This window comes from Serratia sp. TSA_198.1, assembly GCF_052686505.1.
Genome location: NZ_JBQZFP010000001.1, coordinates 157723 through 173558 on the forward strand (window position 1 = coordinate 157723; position 15836 = coordinate 173558).

The 15836-nt window shown below is 51.8% G+C and carries 15 protein-coding genes; 10 read left to right on the forward strand and 5 right to left on the reverse strand.

Annotated elements, in window-relative coordinates; all coding sequences use genetic code 11:
• The first annotated feature begins 359 nt into the window (after nt 1-359).
• The 3 genes from ACUTSW_RS00725 to umuC all read left to right on the forward strand — a co-directional run bounded on the left by ACUTSW_RS00725 (nt 360) and on the right by umuC (nt 4603).
• The gene (locus ACUTSW_RS00725; RefSeq protein WP_445583440.1) at nt 360-1577 is read left to right on the forward strand and encodes a hypothetical protein; all 1218 of its coding nucleotides are present in this window, start codon (nt 360-362) and stop codon (nt 1575-1577) included.
• 160 nt (nt 1578-1737) lie between these two features.
• Nucleotides 1738-3006: a glycoside hydrolase family 75 protein gene (locus ACUTSW_RS00730; RefSeq protein ID WP_445583441.1), complete on the forward strand. Its 1269-nt coding sequence runs from the start codon at nt 1738-1740 to the stop codon at nt 3004-3006.
• Between the two features lie 328 nt (nt 3007-3334).
• On the forward strand, nt 3335-4603 hold the full coding sequence (umuC, locus tag ACUTSW_RS00735) for a translesion error-prone DNA polymerase V subunit UmuC (RefSeq protein WP_445584432.1): 1269 nt from the start codon (nt 3335-3337) through the stop codon (nt 4601-4603).
• Between the two features lie 443 nt (nt 4604-5046).
• Here umuC and ACUTSW_RS00740 read toward each other — a convergent pair whose 3' ends face one another.
• Nucleotides 5047-5397, reverse strand: coding sequence for a hypothetical protein (locus ACUTSW_RS00740; RefSeq protein WP_445583442.1), 351 nt, complete (start codon nt 5395-5397; stop codon nt 5047-5049).
• Between the two features lie 425 nt (nt 5398-5822).
• Between ACUTSW_RS00740 and kynA the strand changes: the two genes are divergently transcribed.
• Together kynA and sbmC are read left to right on the forward strand one after the other, a co-directional pair.
• Complete coding sequence (gene kynA, locus ACUTSW_RS00745; protein WP_006326156.1) at nt 5823-6665, forward strand: tryptophan 2,3-dioxygenase; 843 nt, start codon at nt 5823-5825, stop codon at nt 6663-6665.
• Between the two features lie 45 nt (nt 6666-6710).
• Entirely contained in the window at nt 6711-7181 is a 471-nt protein-coding gene (sbmC, locus tag ACUTSW_RS00750; RefSeq protein WP_445583443.1) for a DNA gyrase inhibitor SbmC, read from the forward strand.
• A 241-nt stretch (nt 7182-7422) separates the two neighbouring features.
• Here the strand turns inward: sbmC and ACUTSW_RS00755 are convergent, their stop codons facing one another.
• From ACUTSW_RS00755 to ACUTSW_RS00770, 4 genes are all read right to left on the reverse strand, one after another.
• On the reverse strand, nt 7423-8457 hold the full coding sequence (locus ACUTSW_RS00755; RefSeq protein ID WP_445583444.1) for an NADP-dependent oxidoreductase: 1035 nt from the start codon (nt 8455-8457) through the stop codon (nt 7423-7425).
• A 172-nt stretch (nt 8458-8629) separates the two neighbouring features.
• Nucleotides 8630-9049, reverse strand: a complete 420-nt coding sequence (gene uspC, locus ACUTSW_RS00760) for a universal stress protein UspC (RefSeq protein ID WP_445583445.1) — start codon at nt 9047-9049, stop codon at nt 8630-8632.
• A gap of 151 nt (nt 9050-9200) precedes the next feature.
• Complete coding sequence (gene ydgT / locus ACUTSW_RS00765) at nt 9201-9416, reverse strand: transcription modulator YdgT (RefSeq protein WP_004946155.1); 216 nt, start codon at nt 9414-9416, stop codon at nt 9201-9203.
• Nucleotides 9409-9786 (reverse strand): hypothetical protein, encoded by a 378-nt coding sequence (locus ACUTSW_RS00770; protein ID WP_445583446.1) that lies wholly within the window; start codon nt 9784-9786, stop codon nt 9409-9411. Before ACUTSW_RS00770 ends, ydgT begins: the two co-directional genes overlap by 8 nt.
• A 1054-nt stretch (nt 9787-10840) precedes the next feature.
• On the opposite strand from ACUTSW_RS00770, the gene flhD reads away from it, so the two are divergent.
• The 5 genes from flhD (at nt 10841) to cheA (ending at nt 15761) form a co-directional block, all read left to right on the forward strand.
• The gene (flhD, locus tag ACUTSW_RS00775; protein ID WP_004946152.1) at nt 10841-11191 is read left to right on the forward strand and encodes a flagellar transcriptional regulator FlhD; all 351 of its coding nucleotides are present in this window, start codon (nt 10841-10843) and stop codon (nt 11189-11191) included.
• Complete coding sequence (gene flhC / locus ACUTSW_RS00780) at nt 11191-11775, forward strand: flagellar transcriptional regulator FlhC (RefSeq protein ID WP_004946150.1); 585 nt, start codon at nt 11191-11193, stop codon at nt 11773-11775. The genes flhD and flhC overlap by 1 nt, the downstream gene beginning before the upstream one ends.
• Before the next feature lie 158 nt (nt 11776-11933).
• Nucleotides 11934-12824 (forward strand): flagellar motor stator protein MotA, encoded by an 891-nt coding sequence (gene motA / locus ACUTSW_RS00785; protein WP_006326150.1) that lies wholly within the window; start codon nt 11934-11936, stop codon nt 12822-12824.
• On the forward strand, nt 12821-13786 hold the full coding sequence (gene motB, locus ACUTSW_RS00790; protein WP_409442734.1) for a flagellar motor protein MotB: 966 nt from the start codon (nt 12821-12823) through the stop codon (nt 13784-13786). Before motA ends, motB begins: the two co-directional genes overlap by 4 nt.
• A gap of 4 nt (nt 13787-13790) precedes the next feature.
• Nucleotides 13791-15761 (forward strand): chemotaxis protein CheA, encoded by a 1971-nt coding sequence (cheA, locus tag ACUTSW_RS00795; RefSeq protein WP_445583447.1) that lies wholly within the window; start codon nt 13791-13793, stop codon nt 15759-15761.
• Nucleotides 15762-15836 lie beyond the last annotated feature (75 nt).

Consider the following 15836-nt stretch of genomic DNA (forward strand, 5'->3'; position numbering starts at 1 on the left):
TAGCCTGAGATTAAATAGCTAACGAATATTCGTGTTGTAGCGGTTGCCCCAGTATTTATAAGCTGGAGAAGGCCGCGGCAGATCCTGCTGAACTGGTTACGGCGCTTAAACGGCGCTTGGCCGAGAGATACTTTGCTAACGGTTAGCATTGTCACGATATTAATCGCTATTTATTTCGTTGGGGTTATCCCTTTAATTCTGAGCAGTATTTATTGATAGTTTTAAATTTTTATTTTTTCTCATTATTGTTAATTCTTTCGGTCGCTTGCTATGAATTAATAATGAGGCAAGGCGCTTTGTCATCTTATGATAGGGTTCCTTGGAAGGTCATGTCGGGCATTGTTAGACAGGTGAGTACTATGAAAAATGTCATTGTGACGATAATGGTTTTTTTTACCTTTATTCTTTTGGGGTGTGCAGATCGTCAAGATGCGGGCGATGTGTCTAAGGAATGGCATGACAATTCAAGGCAATTAGGGTTTTATCCTATTTATCCGCCCAGCGGTGAGTTCTTTCCCGGTGATATATACATAACGCCGTTTAGCCCCGCGCAGGGAAAAATAAAAATCCCCGCAGAGTTCTATACCATTCAGCCGATAAGATATACATCGATTGACGTTAGCGATGCATTTACCAAAGCACCTGATTTTCAACGCACCGCAGAGTGGACTGATGCGAGTGATGTGAAGCACCGGCCTGAACCATTTTTAAGCTACCCGGCCTCGGGGAGAAGAGTGAATAATATTGTTGCATTTCCAGGGTTCAGATTCGCTTCAGTAGGCAGTGCGAGCTTTGGCGCCGGCTTTCCAGCTGACGGTTGGGCGGCGAAAATTGGATTGGCAAAGAAAACGGCCTATACAGTCACATACAACGTTCCTAATGCAGAATCTTTAAGTATAGATTTCAGCACGGGTGCGGATAAAATGAGAGAGTGGAGAAAAGAGGTCAATACCCAAACGCTGCAATTTATTGATGATAAAATGAAAGCGTCCATTCTCAATATCCAGAATATGTACAGAACAAATGCCAAAGTCGAGCCGGGGATTGTATTTATTACTACCGTGTATTACGCACGCTCCCTTGATGTTACGATATCGTCCTCCGAGGGATTTAGCGCGTCAGCTTCAGCGACAATTTCAGAATTAGTCAATTTATCGAAGAAAAAATCCGCATTAATGAACGAGCTTAATAAAATAAAGCCTGATGGCAGCGCTAATGGCACTGAGGCGGCGGCCAATGTTGATGCCGGGAAGAAATCCAATGTGGCCCAACAAAATGTTCAATCAATACAAAACCAGATTGACAGTATAAATACGTCAATGAGCCAACTCTCTCAAGCAATGGCGCCAGGTGCTCCCGGGGCCACGGGGACTGTAACCCGTGTTACTGCAAGCGGCATAACGCTTCAGCAAGTCTTTCCGTATCCGGTCGCTATTGGTTATAGCGGAATAACTGTTACGATCCCTGAATTTCTTGATACCTGTGATGTATTCAATAGTAAAAAAGTTAAGGTCAAGATTGAGGGCTGCAATGTAGATGCCACTCCTAATAATACTAACAAGGGGGCTCTCAAGTGATCCTGTCTTAGACTGTTATATGATGTTATGGATGTTTTAAGTGGTAATGATAAAAATTTTTCATACCATTATAAAAAATATCCGGCAGTAATAATAAGAAAACCCTCGTAGGCAGTGGCATATGTTTAACCCATGTTGTTCGAACGAAGAGGACAATACCATGCCAAAATTAATCACACATTCCTGGAAAAATCATAAGGTTTCGCCGGACGAACCCACCATACCCGATCCTGTTGTCATGATTAAAGATGATGGCCATATCTTGATCATTGCCGATGCGGATACCGACGCGGATGGAAGCCCAGATGCAAAAGAGATCGATGCGACAGGCCAGATAGAAACCAGCCTTAGAAAAAGAAAGGATGGAACCGGTTGGCAGGGTGAGGGCGACTACGTCAATGCGCGTGTTATTCCTTACTATGTTATTCCAGGCAATTGGAAAGAGGTGACCGGTATAGACGTCAAAATGGGCGACCTGGCTAAGCTCAGCTATAAGGATCGTTTTGTTTATGCTATTTGTGCTGATGTTGGCGGCGGTAAATACATTGGAGAAGCGTCAATTTCGGCTATTGAAGCGCTTGGGGGAAACCCATGGGGGAAAGGAAAGAAAAAGATAATCAGCGGATTAGACTATGGTGTCACATACGAAATCATCGCAGGCTCGGCGAGTTTAAGAACCACTGTGAATTTTGAAACTATCCAGGAGTACGGTAGAGAGCTATTTAATGAAAACCTGCCCTTTAGCATCCCTTTGGGAAATAGTAAAATTTCAGCTGTCGAGTTAAGTACGGATAAGAATGGAAGGCCTACGGTAATAATATCATCCGAATCTGGTGGGCGAATTGTAAAGGGGTATTCTGATACGTTCGAACTTGGGCTTATTTTACAGTCTTTGCCAAGGGTTAAAGTTAAATCAATCCCAGGCTTACCGTTAGAGAGCTTCGCTGAATTTATTGAGCTTGCCGACAGTCATGCGGAGAAATTCGTGGGTCTTTTTAAAAATAACTACGGGTTGATTCGGGAGGAGGTTGAGGACTGGTTTGTTCCGGCATACAGCCCAACGGCAACCAGAAATGGATGCGTGGCACATCAAGTCAGCTGCCTCAAACTCTGTGCTTTACCCTACCCAAAACTGGGGAGCAGGGCATCGATTAATGTTGACGATTTTGCCGAATGGGCTTTGTCCAACGGTTGGACAAAAATAACCAAGAGAGCCGCTTTAATCGCCGGGGACATCTGTGTCTCAGGTCCCAGAGGGCATTTGACGCAATTTGACCATGTTTATTGCTTCGTATCCCTGTCTGAAGATCATCCGGGTTATGCGTCCATTTTTGACAATCAACATTTCGGCATTCATTTGAGATCTCTCGACGGAGACGGTTCAGCGGTGGGCGAGTGGCGCTACGCTCTACGAATGACGCAAAAATAAACCCGTACCCGTGCGGGAGATAATGCCCTGACATAACGTGGGCCGTAACCGGGATACAAAGCAATATCAAAACGCGTTGTGTTCATTGTCGTGCGGTGACGGCCCATCGCTACCCAGGCTGTGCCCGGCAAATCAAATTTCACTGAAAATGATTGTCTTAGCGATTCACACCGCATCCTGCCGGCAAAGTTGCTTGCAGGGCGGTGATTTTTGTTTATCATTAACTGTATATATATACAGTTAAGTTGTGCATTATGAAAACGCCTCAACCCCGTTGCCCAGAACCCGATGCGATCATGCCGAGCCCTTGCTATGGAGTGGCATGACGATGTTCGCTCTGGTGGATGTGAACAGCTTTTATGCCTCCTGCGAGACTGTTTTCCGGCCGGACCTGAAGGGGCGGCCAGTGATAGTCCTGTCCAATAACGACGGTTGCGTGATCGCCCGTAGCGCCGAGGCCAAGGCGCTGGGCGTGCCGATGGGGGCGCCGTATTTCAAGATCAAAGAGGAGATGCGCCGCCGCAATGTGGCGGTGTTCTCTTCCAACTACGCGCTGTATGCCGATATGTCCCACCGGGTGATGAGCATTCTGGACGAGATGGCGCCGGCGGTGGAAATTTATTCGCTGGACGAAGCCTTTCTGCGGTTGGATAGCGTTAATCGCTGTGCCGATCTGGCGCAGTTTGGCCGCCAGGTGCAACAAAGGATTTTGCAGGAGACGCATTTGGCCGTGGGCGTGGGTATTGCGCCCAGCAAGACGCTGGCCAAGTTGGCCAATTACGCCGCCAAGCGTTGGCCAGGTACCCGGGGCGTGGTGGATCTTTCGGATCCTGTCCGTCAGCGCAAGCTGTTGGCGTTGATACCGGTAGAGGAAGTGTGGGGCGTCGGCCGCCGACTGACCCGGCAACTGCGGGCGATGGGGATTGAAAACGCATTGCAACTGGCGGATTGCGACACCCGGCTGGTGCGCAAAACTTTCAGCGTGGTACTGGAACGCACGGTGCGCGAGCTGCGCGGGGAATCCTGCCTGCAACTGGAGGATGAGGCCGCGGCCAGAGAGCAGATTATCTGCTCACGTTCGTTCGGCCAGCGGTTGACCCATTACCCGCATATGCGGGAGGCGATTTGCAGCTATGCGGAGCGCGCGGCGGAAAAACTGCGGCAGGACGAACGCTATTGCCGCAGCGTGTCGGTCTTTATCAAGACCAGCCCACATTCCGCAGGTGAGGGTTACTACAGCAACCTGGGCACCGCCCGGCTGCAAACGCCGAGCAACGACAGCCGCGATATTATTGCCATGGCAGTGCGTGCGCTGGAAAGCATCTGGCGGGAGGGCTGCCGTTACCTGAAAGGCGGCGTGATACTGGGGGATTTCAGTGCCGGTACCATGGCGCAAATTGACCTGTTCGACGACTGCCCGCCGCGGCGCAACAGCGGCCAACTGATGGCGACGCTGGACAAGCTCAACCGGGAAGGGCGCGGCCGCATCTGGTTTGCCGGACAGGGCATCGTCAAGCCGTGGCAGATGAAACGCGAAATGCTGTCACCGGGTTATACCACTAAATTTAGCGATATTATCAAGGTTAGGGTTGGCTGAGTCCGATCCAGCCTCGCAAAGGGGATTGAGTATGGCTGCCTGATGGTAGTGGTTTGCTGTGATATTCATTTACTTTTTCGTAAGAAATCATAGAACTTTAAGGATAAAGAAACAAAAAAGTAGCCGGTGGCGAGGGTAATCATAAATTTGGATATGCCCGCGGGTGCAGAGAACACGGAACCCGGTGTTAACACTCCGGCCCCACTAAGGAAAGGGGAGATGGAAAGTATGGCGAAAAATATAATTATGGCTCTGATGATTTTATCCATTTATAACTCTTTGTTAATCTATAAGACGGCAGGTGTTAACTGCCGTCTTTAATTAATGAATTCCCAGGTGGTTGCGTTGTTATAATTCAAAATGGGCAGGCTAATTCTCTACAGGAGACTTGCCGAAAGTGAGCCTGACAACAAAATATAGAAATCATTTTTTAGTGTGAACGCTTACCAGGAACAACTGCCACCCGCGCTTGACCCGCACTTGTTGCCGCCTTTACCCATTCCTACGTTACCGCCGCCTTTATTGGTGTCTTGGAAACATTTCCCGGTAATTGCGCCGCCAATCAAGCCAGCGGCTATACCGGGTAACCCACCAAATGCACCCAATGCCGCACCAACGCCCATCCCATTGATACAGTCTTCCGAGGTATTTTTGGCGTAGTAATTACCTGAACCATTGTTGTTACCGGATTGACTTCCACCCTTATTTCTTCCGCCATTATCGGTACGATCTCCACCATTATTGCCGCGACCGCCTGCGATAGAGTCGAACCAAACTGCATCAACGATTTCCATAACCAACTCCTTTTGAATATATGATTTATTGTAATGATGACCTCTGTAAGGTGATTAATTATTAGCGCATGGCAATTATCATATCAAGTGTTTTTTTTGGAAAATAAAATGGAAAGGTAAATATGTTATCGGTTGCAGTAAGTTGGTGTATTAAATAATGATGGTAAGGCAAATCGATATTAATCCACTGTAATACTCCCGTTTGGTTTGTTATTTTTTTTTGTTGATGTTTTCAGATTCTCGCGCCGGGAATGAGACTCCTCCCGCACCTTTACCGATACGAGATTACCCCAGGCCTCATCATGACCGAGATCTGCGAGGCAACTCTCGTTTATAGTCCTTCGGGCGTGAGGGTTCTGTACTATTGTTTTCTCTTTGCAGCACGTTCCACGCCGCTTCCGGCCGTGGTACCGCGGAGAGTACAGATGAACAAACGAGAATTAGAAAGCGCGATTGTCACCGATTTTTCCAAACGCATGAGTTACGGCGATTACCTGTGCCTGGACCAGTTGTTGGATTGCCAGCATCCTCTGTCCAACCCGCAGCATCATGATGAAATGCTGTTCGTGGTGCAGCACCAAACCTCTGAGCTGTGGATGAAGCTGATGCTGCATGAACTGCAGGCGGCACGGGCGTTGGTGCAACAAGACAAGCTCAGCCACTGTTTCAAGATCCTGGCCAGGGTCAAACAGATTCAGCGGCTGCTGTTTGAACAATGGGCGGTGCTGGAAACCCTGACGCCGTCGGAGTATGTTGAATTCCGTGACGTGCTGGGCAACTCCTCGGGCTTCCAGTCCCATCAATATCGCTCCATCGAGTTTTTACTGGGCAACAAGAATGCGGCCATGCTGGCGGTGTTCAGTAATGATGCGGAAAAACACGCGGCGCTGAAAGCGATCCTCGAGGCGCCAAGCCTGTACGACGAATACCTGCTTTACCTGTCCCGTCACGGCCTGCCGATCCCGCAGGAATGTATTGACCGCGACTGGACGCAGCCATACCAACGTAACCCGAATCTGTTGCCGGCGTTCAAAGAGATCTACGACCACCCGCAAAAGTATTGGGAAGCTTATGAAATGGCCGAGAAGCTGGTGGATATAGAAGAAAGCTTCCACCTGTGGCGTTTCCGTCATATGAAGACGGTAGAGCGCATTATCGGCTTCAAATCGGGTACCGGTGGCTCCAGCGGCGTCAGCTTCCTGAAAAAGGCGCTGGATCTGACCTTTTTCCCGGAGCTGCTGGACGTGCGCACCGAAATTGGCGCCTAGCGCGTGTGCAGAAACCAGGGGTAATCTTGTAGCGAGGAGATCGTGATGGCGATAAGGATTGAGGATAGGGCAGCAGAACAGGTTGTGGGGGTGCGGGTGGTAGGGCCTTACCCGCAGACCATTCCTTTGGGCCTCGAACGGTTGATGGCCTGGCAACAGCAACAGGGTATTGTGCCCGGCAAATGGCTGGTGCTGTATTGGGACGATCCGGCTGAGGTGGCGCCCGAACGCCTGCGGGCCGACGTGGTGTTTACCGTGGCGAGCGATTTTACGCTGCCCACGCCGGGCAGTGAGGGATTTACGCTGCAAACGCTGCCTGCCGGGCTCTACGGGATTTATCACGTCCGCATTACCGACGGCGATTTTGAACGGGCATGGAGCGATTTCTATCAAAAGGAACTGCCGGCCAGCGGCTATCAACCGACGGAGGGCGTGTGCTATGAGCACTATCTCAACGACTGTGAAGCCGATGGTTATTTTGATCTCGACATTTATCAATCGGTGAAAAAAATATAACCGCAGGCCCTGGTGCAGCGGCATATGTGGATAACATATTTCCATCATCATTTTGCCCCGTTTAGGCTGATACCCTACGAATTTAAACACGGCATAAGGTGTGACGATGGTGAGGGTATCGGTGACCGGCATCGAGCCGTTTGACGGGGACTTGACGAACGTCGGCGGCGCGCTGCACTGAGACAGCGGCATTGAGGTAACGCCAGGGCATGGCAGACTGGAACTGCGCCCTGGCTTTCGGTTACTCGTCGGCGACGCGGATCACCAGCTTGCCGAAGTTTTTACCCTGTAACAGGCCGATAAACGCCTGCGGCGCATTTTCCAGCCCGTCGACCACATCCTCGCGGAACTTGATTTTGCCCTGTCCGACCCATTCCCCCATCTGTTGCAGGAAGTCTCCATACTCTGAACCGTAGTCATCGAAAATAATAAAACCCTGCATGCGGATGCGCTTGCGCAAAATCAGACCCTGCAGCATTGGCAGGCGATCCGGGCCGTCGGGTAAATCGGTAGCGTTATAATGGGCGATAATGCCGCAGACCGGAATACGCGCTCTGGCGTTCAGCAGCGGCATCACCGCATCAAACACCGCACCGCCGACGTTCTCGTAATAAATGTCGATGCCCTGTGGGCAGGCTGCGGCCAGTTGTTCGGCAAAGTCGGCAGCCCGGTGATCGACACAGGCATCGAAGCCCAGTTCTTCCACCACATAGCGGCATTTTTCCGCACCGCCCGCCACGCCGACCACACGGCAACCTTTCAGCTTGGCTACCTGGCCAACGACCGAACCGACGGCGCCGCTGGCTGCGGCAACCACCAGGGTTTCACCGGGTTGCGGCCGGCCGATATCCAGCAGGCCCATATAAGCGGTAAAGCCCGGCATGCCCAAGACCCCGAGCAGGCGGGAGGGCTGCGTTTGTTGCGCGCCGAGGTTACGTAAGCCGCTGCCGTCAGACAGCGCATAATCCTGCCAGCCGTCGTAGCCCAACACCCAGTCTCCGGGTTTGAAATTCGGGTGTTGCGATGCAACAACGCGCGACACCGTGCCGCCGACCATGACCTGGCCGATCTCCACCGGCGGAGCGTAAGACGGGGCATCGCTCATACGGCCGCGCATATAGGGATCAAGCGACAGATAAACGGTGCGTAAAAGCACCTGGCCAGCGGCGGGTTGAGGTATATCCGTCGTTTCCAGGCGGAAATTGTCTGCGGTAGGTTCACCGTGCGGACGTGAGGCCAGCAGAATGCGGCGATTTTGTTGTTCGGATTGAGACATCAGGAACTCCTTATGCGGACAGAATCCTAAGTCTAGTCAATCATCGGCAAGGGGAAATGGCCTAATGTGCTTAGGCGTCCCTTAAATCGACAGGGGCTATCGCAGAGTCAAAAGCGCGTGATGACGAAATAAGAGCGCCGTAGCGGCGGTCTTGCAATCAAACCTTCGGGTATCAGAGCGGGACGATCAGCACGTCGATATGGCTGGTATTGATAAAACGCGCAGCAGAACAGGAGATCTTGTTCATCATGCTGTCGCAGTGGTTGCCGCAGATCACCAGATCAAACGGCTGGCGCTGGCGGGCGTAGCTCAGGCTGTCGCTCAGCTCACCATGAACGATCAGCGTATCGGTTATTGGGTAGTCGGCTCGTAGCCGCAGTTCCTCCATAAACAGCAGCGTCTCTTCTTCCATCAGCGCACGCAAATCGCCCAGCATCGGCCCGGCGAAATTATTGTACATTTCCGGGTTGGCGATCGTGCTCAGCAGGGTGATTTTGCCATTAGAAGGGCGCACGATGGAGACGGCTTTTTCAACCAGGCGGTGGCTGTCAGCCGCTACGGCGACAGTAACCAGAACGTTTTTATATCCCATCTTCTACCCCCGTTTCTCATGCTTAAGATAAAGAGTAGAGCCTGGTGCGTTTGATAAATGTGTTTTGTATCACGCGCGACAATAAATCGGAGATTATTGCCGCTATTTAGCAATAAAAGATAAAGGGGCTTTCGCGCGTAATGAAGGAAAATTAAAGCACCTGCGCCCACAGCGTTTTTGGCACCTTGCCCAAATCGAACAATTTACCGGCAACCAGCTCGGCACGACGGTGATCGGCCGCACGGTACATATTGCTCATTTCAATATCGTTATCAATGGAATAGTTAAGCTTGTCGTACACTTTTTCCACGCTGTCCAGACTGGAGCATTTGCGGAACGTCATCAGGTAATCGAAGGTATCATTCATGATTAAAATATAGCCTATTAAGAGTGGTGGCCGGACGAAGAAACATCACGCGGTCACCCAGAACGGCGTCAAAAGAGTGATGTTCGACCTGAAAAATCAATTTCAAATGAATAAATTGCAATAGGGTAATAATCGGCTGCGCTGCCAGCGCCTTTGCGTGAAGAATAATAATATGCCCACGCGGTATCGGCAATGTCATCCTGCCGGTAAATGCGCGAAATAGGGAAAGTCTCAGGCCGTTGGAGGAGGGGGAGTGGGCCGGCAAGGGCAACGGGGCGAGGGTAAACCGGGGCGGTGAACGCTGAGCAGCATCCTCCTGAGGGGATTTTTTTCTTCGCGTTGAAGCTCTCCGGCGGTCGAGCGCATTCACCTGAAACCTACCGCAGGGCGTCTTCAATTCTCTTATGGCAGCCGCTGACAACATTACCGACGTTATATGGTTGGTTCTCTGGCCGCAGCGAATAATGAAATAGCTCGCCCGGAGAAAAAAAAGTAAAATAAAACTACGTTTTATTTTATATGGTGGTAAAAATACACGGGTAAATTTTATCGAAAAATAATCGCCCAGCGATATTTAAATTTTTTACAATGAAAAAATGATTAAAGTTTTAATTATCTCTGCCGATAAAACGTTATGGGGAGACATAAGCTTAAATCCGCCGCCTTAACTCTGCAAATCGAGAAACATGTCGTTACGTCTGTTTTCTTGTTCATAACCCAAGCAACCCATTGTTAACCTAATATGCACTTTCGCTTAAAATTAAAACAGGCGATGAGCCGTTCTTTAAGTCAAATCTGAAACTTAATGCCCTTATAGTTTCCGTGTGTTATTTTTTGAGGGTTGATAGTTTATTGTTAATTAAATGGTTATATATACTGCATTTACCGGCTACGAACAGATTTTTGTTCTGTTATTTTGGTTTGGTAATGCTTTTGTTCGAATTGATCTAAAAATGATATTTTTTGGGCTCATATACATTGTTTTTAAGACGTTTTTTTACTTATGGCTGATTTTTAAGCAAAAACACGGTTAAAAAATGGACGTATAAGGGGGTATTTGGCTTAATTATTTTTTATTTTTGTGATCTATGTCACATTGTATTTAAAATTGCCTCCTACTTACGTTGTGTGTGCTAATGGTTCGGGGGTAGAGTTGCGCTGCTTTAGGAATAATCTTATTAATTTTGTAAAAATAGTTTCATGGTGACTACACACTATCGAAGCAAAATGCTGTACATCCATACACATTGGTTTGCGCACGTATCAAATACTGAATGATGGTCCGAATTTAGAGATGTTGAAAAATTTATAACGGCCGTTATTCAGGGATTCATTTGCCAACTTCGGGAACAAACCCAGGTCACGGGCGATAAAAATTATCACCCAGCGTATGTTTTTAAACATAGTCTGTCGGGATGGGGAATATGGGTACGTCTGAATTACTTAAGCATATTTATGACATAAATTTGTCATATTTACTTTTAGCACAGCGTCTGATTAATGATGAAAAAGCATCGGCGATGTTCCGTCTGGGTATCGACGAAGCCATGGCCGATGCGCTCGCTCAACTCACGTTACCGCAAATGGTCAAACTGGCTGAGACTAACCAGTTGGTCTGTCACTTCCGTTTTAACGAAAGCCATACTATCGAACGCCTGACGAAAGAGTCACGTGTGGACGATCTGCAGCAAATCCATACGGGCATTTTGCTATCAAGCCATTTACTGCAAGAACTATCGGCTAAAGACGGTAGTGCGACGAAGAAAAGAGCCTGATGATGGTAGAGAAAAGTATTGTTCAGGAAGCCAAGGACATCCAGCTGGCGATGGAATTGATTACGCTGGGTGCGCGTTTGCAGATGCTGGAAAGTGAAACTCAGCTCAGCCGCGGGCGTTTGATCAAACTCTATAAGGAATTGCGCGGCAGTCCGCCGCCGAAAGGAATGTTGCCGTTCTCTACCGACTGGTTTATGACCTGGGAACAGAACATCCATTCATCCATGTTTTACAACGCCTACAGTTTCCTGATGAAGAGCGGGTATTGCACCGGTGTCGAGGCGGTGATCAAAGCCTATCGTCTGTATCTGGAACAGTGTCCGCATCCGGCGGGGGAGACGCCGTTGCTGGCGCTGACCCGCGCCTGGACGTTGGTGCGTTTCGTCGACAGCGGCATGTTGCAGCTCTCCGCCTGCAACTGTTGTGGCGGCACTTTTATCACCCACGCGCACCAACCCTTGAACAGTTTTGTTTGCAGTTTATGCCAACCCCCTTCCCGCGCAGTAAAAAGACGTAAACTTTCGCCGCAACTGGCCGATATTATTCCTCAACAGCCGGACGAGCAGGTTAAACGCGCAATTTGAGCCGGCGGCAACGCCGGTTCGTCCAGACCTAAATCGACTTGTGAAACGCAGGGTTCGGTATACCGAACCCGTCGGCGCAGCCTGGACTGCTGCGCCGTTGCGGCTCAAAAGCGCGCTTATCCCACCTTCCATCCACATTGTTAATTTAAGGAATGCGTGTGTTAGTTATTTTGGGTTATCTCGTGGTATTGGGGGCGGTTTTTGGGGGGTACATGATGGTGGGGGGGCATCTCGGTGCGCTTTATCAACCGTCGGAGTTCTTGATCATCGGCGGTGCGGGCATCGGCGCTTTTATCGTAGGCAACAACGGTAAGGCGATAAAATCCACCCTGCGCGCTATCCCCAAACTGATGCGCCGTTCGAAGTACAGCAAGGATCTGTACATGGATCTGATGGCGTTGCTGTATCGCCTGCTGGCCAAATCCCGTCAACAGGGCATGTTGTCCCTCGAGTTCGATATCGATAACCCGCAGGAAAGTGAAATTTTTTCTAATTATCCCCGCATCCTTGCCGATAACACCCTGGTGGAATTTATTACCGATTACTTACGGCTGATGGTGAGCGGCAACATGAATGCGTTTGAGATTGAAGCGCTGATGGACGAAGAGATCGAAACCTTCGAACAGGAAAGCGAAGTGCCGGCCGGTAGCCTGGCGATGGTCGGCGACTCGTTGCCGGCCTTCGGCATTGTGGCGGCGGTGATGGGCGTGGTGCATGCGCTGGCTTCGGCCGATCGCCCGGCGGCCGAGTTGGGTGCGCTTATCGCCAACGCGATGGTCGGTACCTTCCTCGGCATTTTGCTGGCCTACGGTTTTATCTCGCCGCTGGCGACCCTGCTGCGGCAGAAAAGCGCGGAAAACGTCAAAATGATGCAATGCATCAAGGTCACGCTGCTGTCGAGCCTGAACGGCTATGCGCCGCAGATTGCGGTCGAATTTGGCCGTAAAACACTGTACACCACCGAGCGGCCATCCTTCGTTGAGCTGGAAGAACACGTGCGCCGCGTTAAGGCGCCGGCGCAGCAGGCGACGGAAGAAGAGCAGGCATGAAACAGAATCACCCGGTCGTTCTGGTCAGAAAACGCAAATCGCATCAGGCGGGGCATCACGGTGGCTCCTGGAAGATTGCCTATGCTGACTTTATGACCGCCATGATGGCGTTCTTCCTGGTGATGTGGTTGCTGGCGATAGCCAGCCCCCAGGAGCTGACGCAAATCGCCGAATATTTCCGCACGCCGTTGAAGGTGGCGCTGACCACCGGCGACAAAAGCAGTTCGGAAAGCAGCCCGATCCCGGGGGGTGGGGATGACCCCACTCAGAAGGATGGGTTGGTGAAAAAACAGATCGATACGCTGGAGAAGCGTGACGAGGAACTGCGGCTCAACAAGCTGCGGGAAAAGCTGGATGAGCTGATTGAATCCGATCCGCGCCTGAAAGCGCTGCGTCCGCATCTGCTGATCAACATGATGGATGAAGGGTTACGCATTCAGATCATCGATAGTCAGAACCGGCCAATGTTCAAAACCGGCAGCGCACAGGTAGAAAGCTACATGCGCGATATCTTGCGGGCCATTGCGCCGATCCTGAATGACTTGCCGAATAAAATCAGCCTGTCCGGTCATACCGACGATATTCCCTACGCCACCGGCGAGCGTGGCTACAGCAACTGGGAGCTTTCGGCCGATCGCGCCAACGCCTCGCGGCGCGAGCTGATCGCCGGCGGGTTGTCGGAGGGCAAGGTGCTGCGGGTGGTGGGCATGGCCGCCACCATGAGCCTGAAACAGCACGGTGCCGATGATGCCATCAACCGACGCATCACCGTGCTGGTGCTGAACAAGCAAACCCAACAGGGCATTGAACACGAAAATGGCGAAAGCAACGCGATGGGCATCGCCCGGCCGGTTGATCTGAAGCCTCTGGCGCCGTCGGCAACGGCACCGGCGACCCTTATCGCCCCGGAGCAGCCGGCGGCAGTCCCTTCACCGACTAACAGCGACTCACAGCAGAGGTGACCCCGTGAGCATGGATATTAGCGCTTTTTATCAGACCTTTTTTGATGAAGCAGATGAGTTGCTGGCCGACATGGAGCAACACCTGCTGGAGCTGGATCCGCTGGCCCCGGACATTGAACCGCTGAACGCCATTTTCCGCGCAGCGCACTCGATCAAGGGCGGTGCGGCGACCTTCGGCTTCTCGGTGCTGCAGGAAACTACCCATTTGCTGGAGAACCTGCTGGACGGTGCGCGGCGTCAGGAGATGAGCCTGAGCACTGAAATTATCAACCTGTTTCTGGAAACCAAAGACATTATGCAGGAGCAACTGGACGCCTATAAAACGTCGCAAAAGCCAGACGCCGACAGCTTTGAATATATCTGTCAGGCGTTGCGGCAGCTTGCGCTGGACGCACAGCAGCAGGATGCTCCCGCTGCGCTTGCGTTGACGGAAACTGCCGTCGCCGCACCTTCGGCGACAGAGGGCGGGATGCGGGTTTGCCTCAGTGGCCTGAAGCCGAATGAAATCCCGCTGATGCTGGAAGAGTTGGGTAACCTGGGCGAGGTGAAAAACCCGCAACAGACCGAAAGCAGCCTGGAAGTGACGCTGCTGACCTCTGCCGGCGAAGATGACATCAGCGCAGTGCTGTGTTTCGTGCTGGAGCCGGAGCAAATCAGCTTCGCCAAGCCGCCGCAGGCCGAGTTGCCGCCGGTGCCGACACAGCCAGCCGTTCAGGCTACAGAACCGACGGTAGCCAAGCCGGCGCTTGCGGTTGCCGAAGCGCCGAAGCCGCGCGCCAAGGCCAGCGAGTCGACCAGCATCCGTGTGGCGGTGGAAAAAGTTGACCAACTGATCAACCTGGTCGGGGAACTGGTGATCACCCAGTCGATGCTGGCGCAGCGTTCCGGCAGCCTGGATCCGGTCAATCACGGCGATCTGCTCAACAGCATGAGCCAACTGGAGCGTAACGCGCGCGATCTGCAAGAATCGGTGATGTCGATCCGCATGATGCCGATGGAGTACGTGTTCAGCCGCTTCCCGCGTCTGGTGCGCGATCTGGCCGGCAAACTGAACAAGCAGGTGGAGCTGCAGTTGCAGGGCAGTTCTACCGAGTTGGACAAGAGTCTGATCGAACGCATTATCGATCCCCTGACGCACCTGGTGCGCAACAGCCTGGATCACGGCATCGAAGACCCGGCCACGCGCGTTGCCGCCGGTAAATCGGCTGTGGGTAATCTGGTTCTGTCGGCGGAGCATCAGGGCGGCAATATCTGCATTGAGGTGACCGACGACGGTGCCGGGCTGAACCGGGCAAAAATTCTCGCCAAAGCGGCGTCGCAAGGGATGTCGGTCAGCGACAGCATGAGCGATGAAGAGGTCGGCATGCTGATCTTTGCGCCGGGTTTTTCCACCGCAGAGCAGGTGACCGATGTGTCGGGCCGCGGCGTCGGCATGGACGTGGTGAAGCGAAATATTCAGGAAATGGGTGGGCACGTAGAAATCCACTCGCAGGCAGGCAAGGGCACAGCGATTCGCATTTTGCTGCCGTTGACGCTGGCGATCCTCGACGGTATGTCGGTCAAGGTGAACGACGAAGTGTTTATCTTGCCGCTCAATGCGGTGATGGAATCGTTGCAACCGCAAGCCGAAGACTTGCATCCGTTGGCCGGCGGCGAGCGGGTGTTGCAGGTGCGCGGCGAATATCTGCCGTTGGTGGAACTGTTCCGGGTGTTTGAGGTGGCGGGTGCCAAAACCGATGCCACTCAGGGCATTGTGGTGATCTTGCAAAGCGCAGGCCGCCGCTATGCGCTGCTGGTGGATCAGTTGATCGGCCAGCATCAGGTGGTGGTGAAGAATCTGGAAAGCAACTATCGCAAAGTGCCGGGGATTTCCGCCGCGACCATTCTGGGCGACGGCAGCGTGGCGCTGATTGTCGATGTGTCGGCGCTGCAAACGCTGAACCGCGAACAACGTCTGACGGACGCGGCTGCATAATAATAATGAGGTTGATGGCAGCGTTGTCTTTGAGTTCGAGATACCCGGGCCTGGCGCACCGAGGGGCTATTATGG

Excerpts from the sequence above, each read along its gene's own strand:
- ACUTSW_RS00725 (WP_445583440.1), top strand. The coding sequence starts at position 360 with ATGAAAAATGTCATTGTGACGATAATGGTTTTTTTTACCTTTATTCTT.
- ACUTSW_RS00730 (WP_445583441.1), top strand. The coding sequence starts at position 1,738 with ATGCCAAAATTAATCACACATTCCTGGAAAAATCATAAGGTTTCGCCG.
- umuC (WP_445584432.1), top strand. The coding sequence starts at position 3,335 with ATGTTCGCTCTGGTGGATGTGAACAGCTTTTATGCCTCCTGCGAGACT.
- ACUTSW_RS00740 (WP_445583442.1), bottom strand. The coding sequence starts at position 5,397 with ATGGAAATCGTTGATGCAGTTTGGTTCGACTCTATCGCAGGCGGTCGC.
- kynA (WP_006326156.1), top strand. The coding sequence starts at position 5,823 with ATGAACAAACGAGAATTAGAAAGCGCGATTGTCACCGATTTTTCCAAA.
- sbmC (WP_445583443.1), top strand. The coding sequence starts at position 6,711 with ATGGCGATAAGGATTGAGGATAGGGCAGCAGAACAGGTTGTGGGGGTG.
- ACUTSW_RS00755 (WP_445583444.1), bottom strand. The coding sequence starts at position 8,457 with ATGTCTCAATCCGAACAACAAAATCGCCGCATTCTGCTGGCCTCACGT.
- uspC (WP_445583445.1), bottom strand. The coding sequence starts at position 9,049 with ATGGGATATAAAAACGTTCTGGTTACTGTCGCCGTAGCGGCTGACAGC.
- ydgT (WP_004946155.1), bottom strand. The coding sequence starts at position 9,416 with ATGAATGATACCTTCGATTACCTGATGACGTTCCGCAAATGCTCCAGT.
- flhD (WP_004946152.1), top strand. The coding sequence starts at position 10,841 with ATGGGTACGTCTGAATTACTTAAGCATATTTATGACATAAATTTGTCA.
- flhC (WP_004946150.1), top strand. The coding sequence starts at position 11,191 with ATGATGGTAGAGAAAAGTATTGTTCAGGAAGCCAAGGACATCCAGCTG.
- motB (WP_409442734.1), top strand. The coding sequence starts at position 12,821 with ATGAAACAGAATCACCCGGTCGTTCTGGTCAGAAAACGCAAATCGCAT.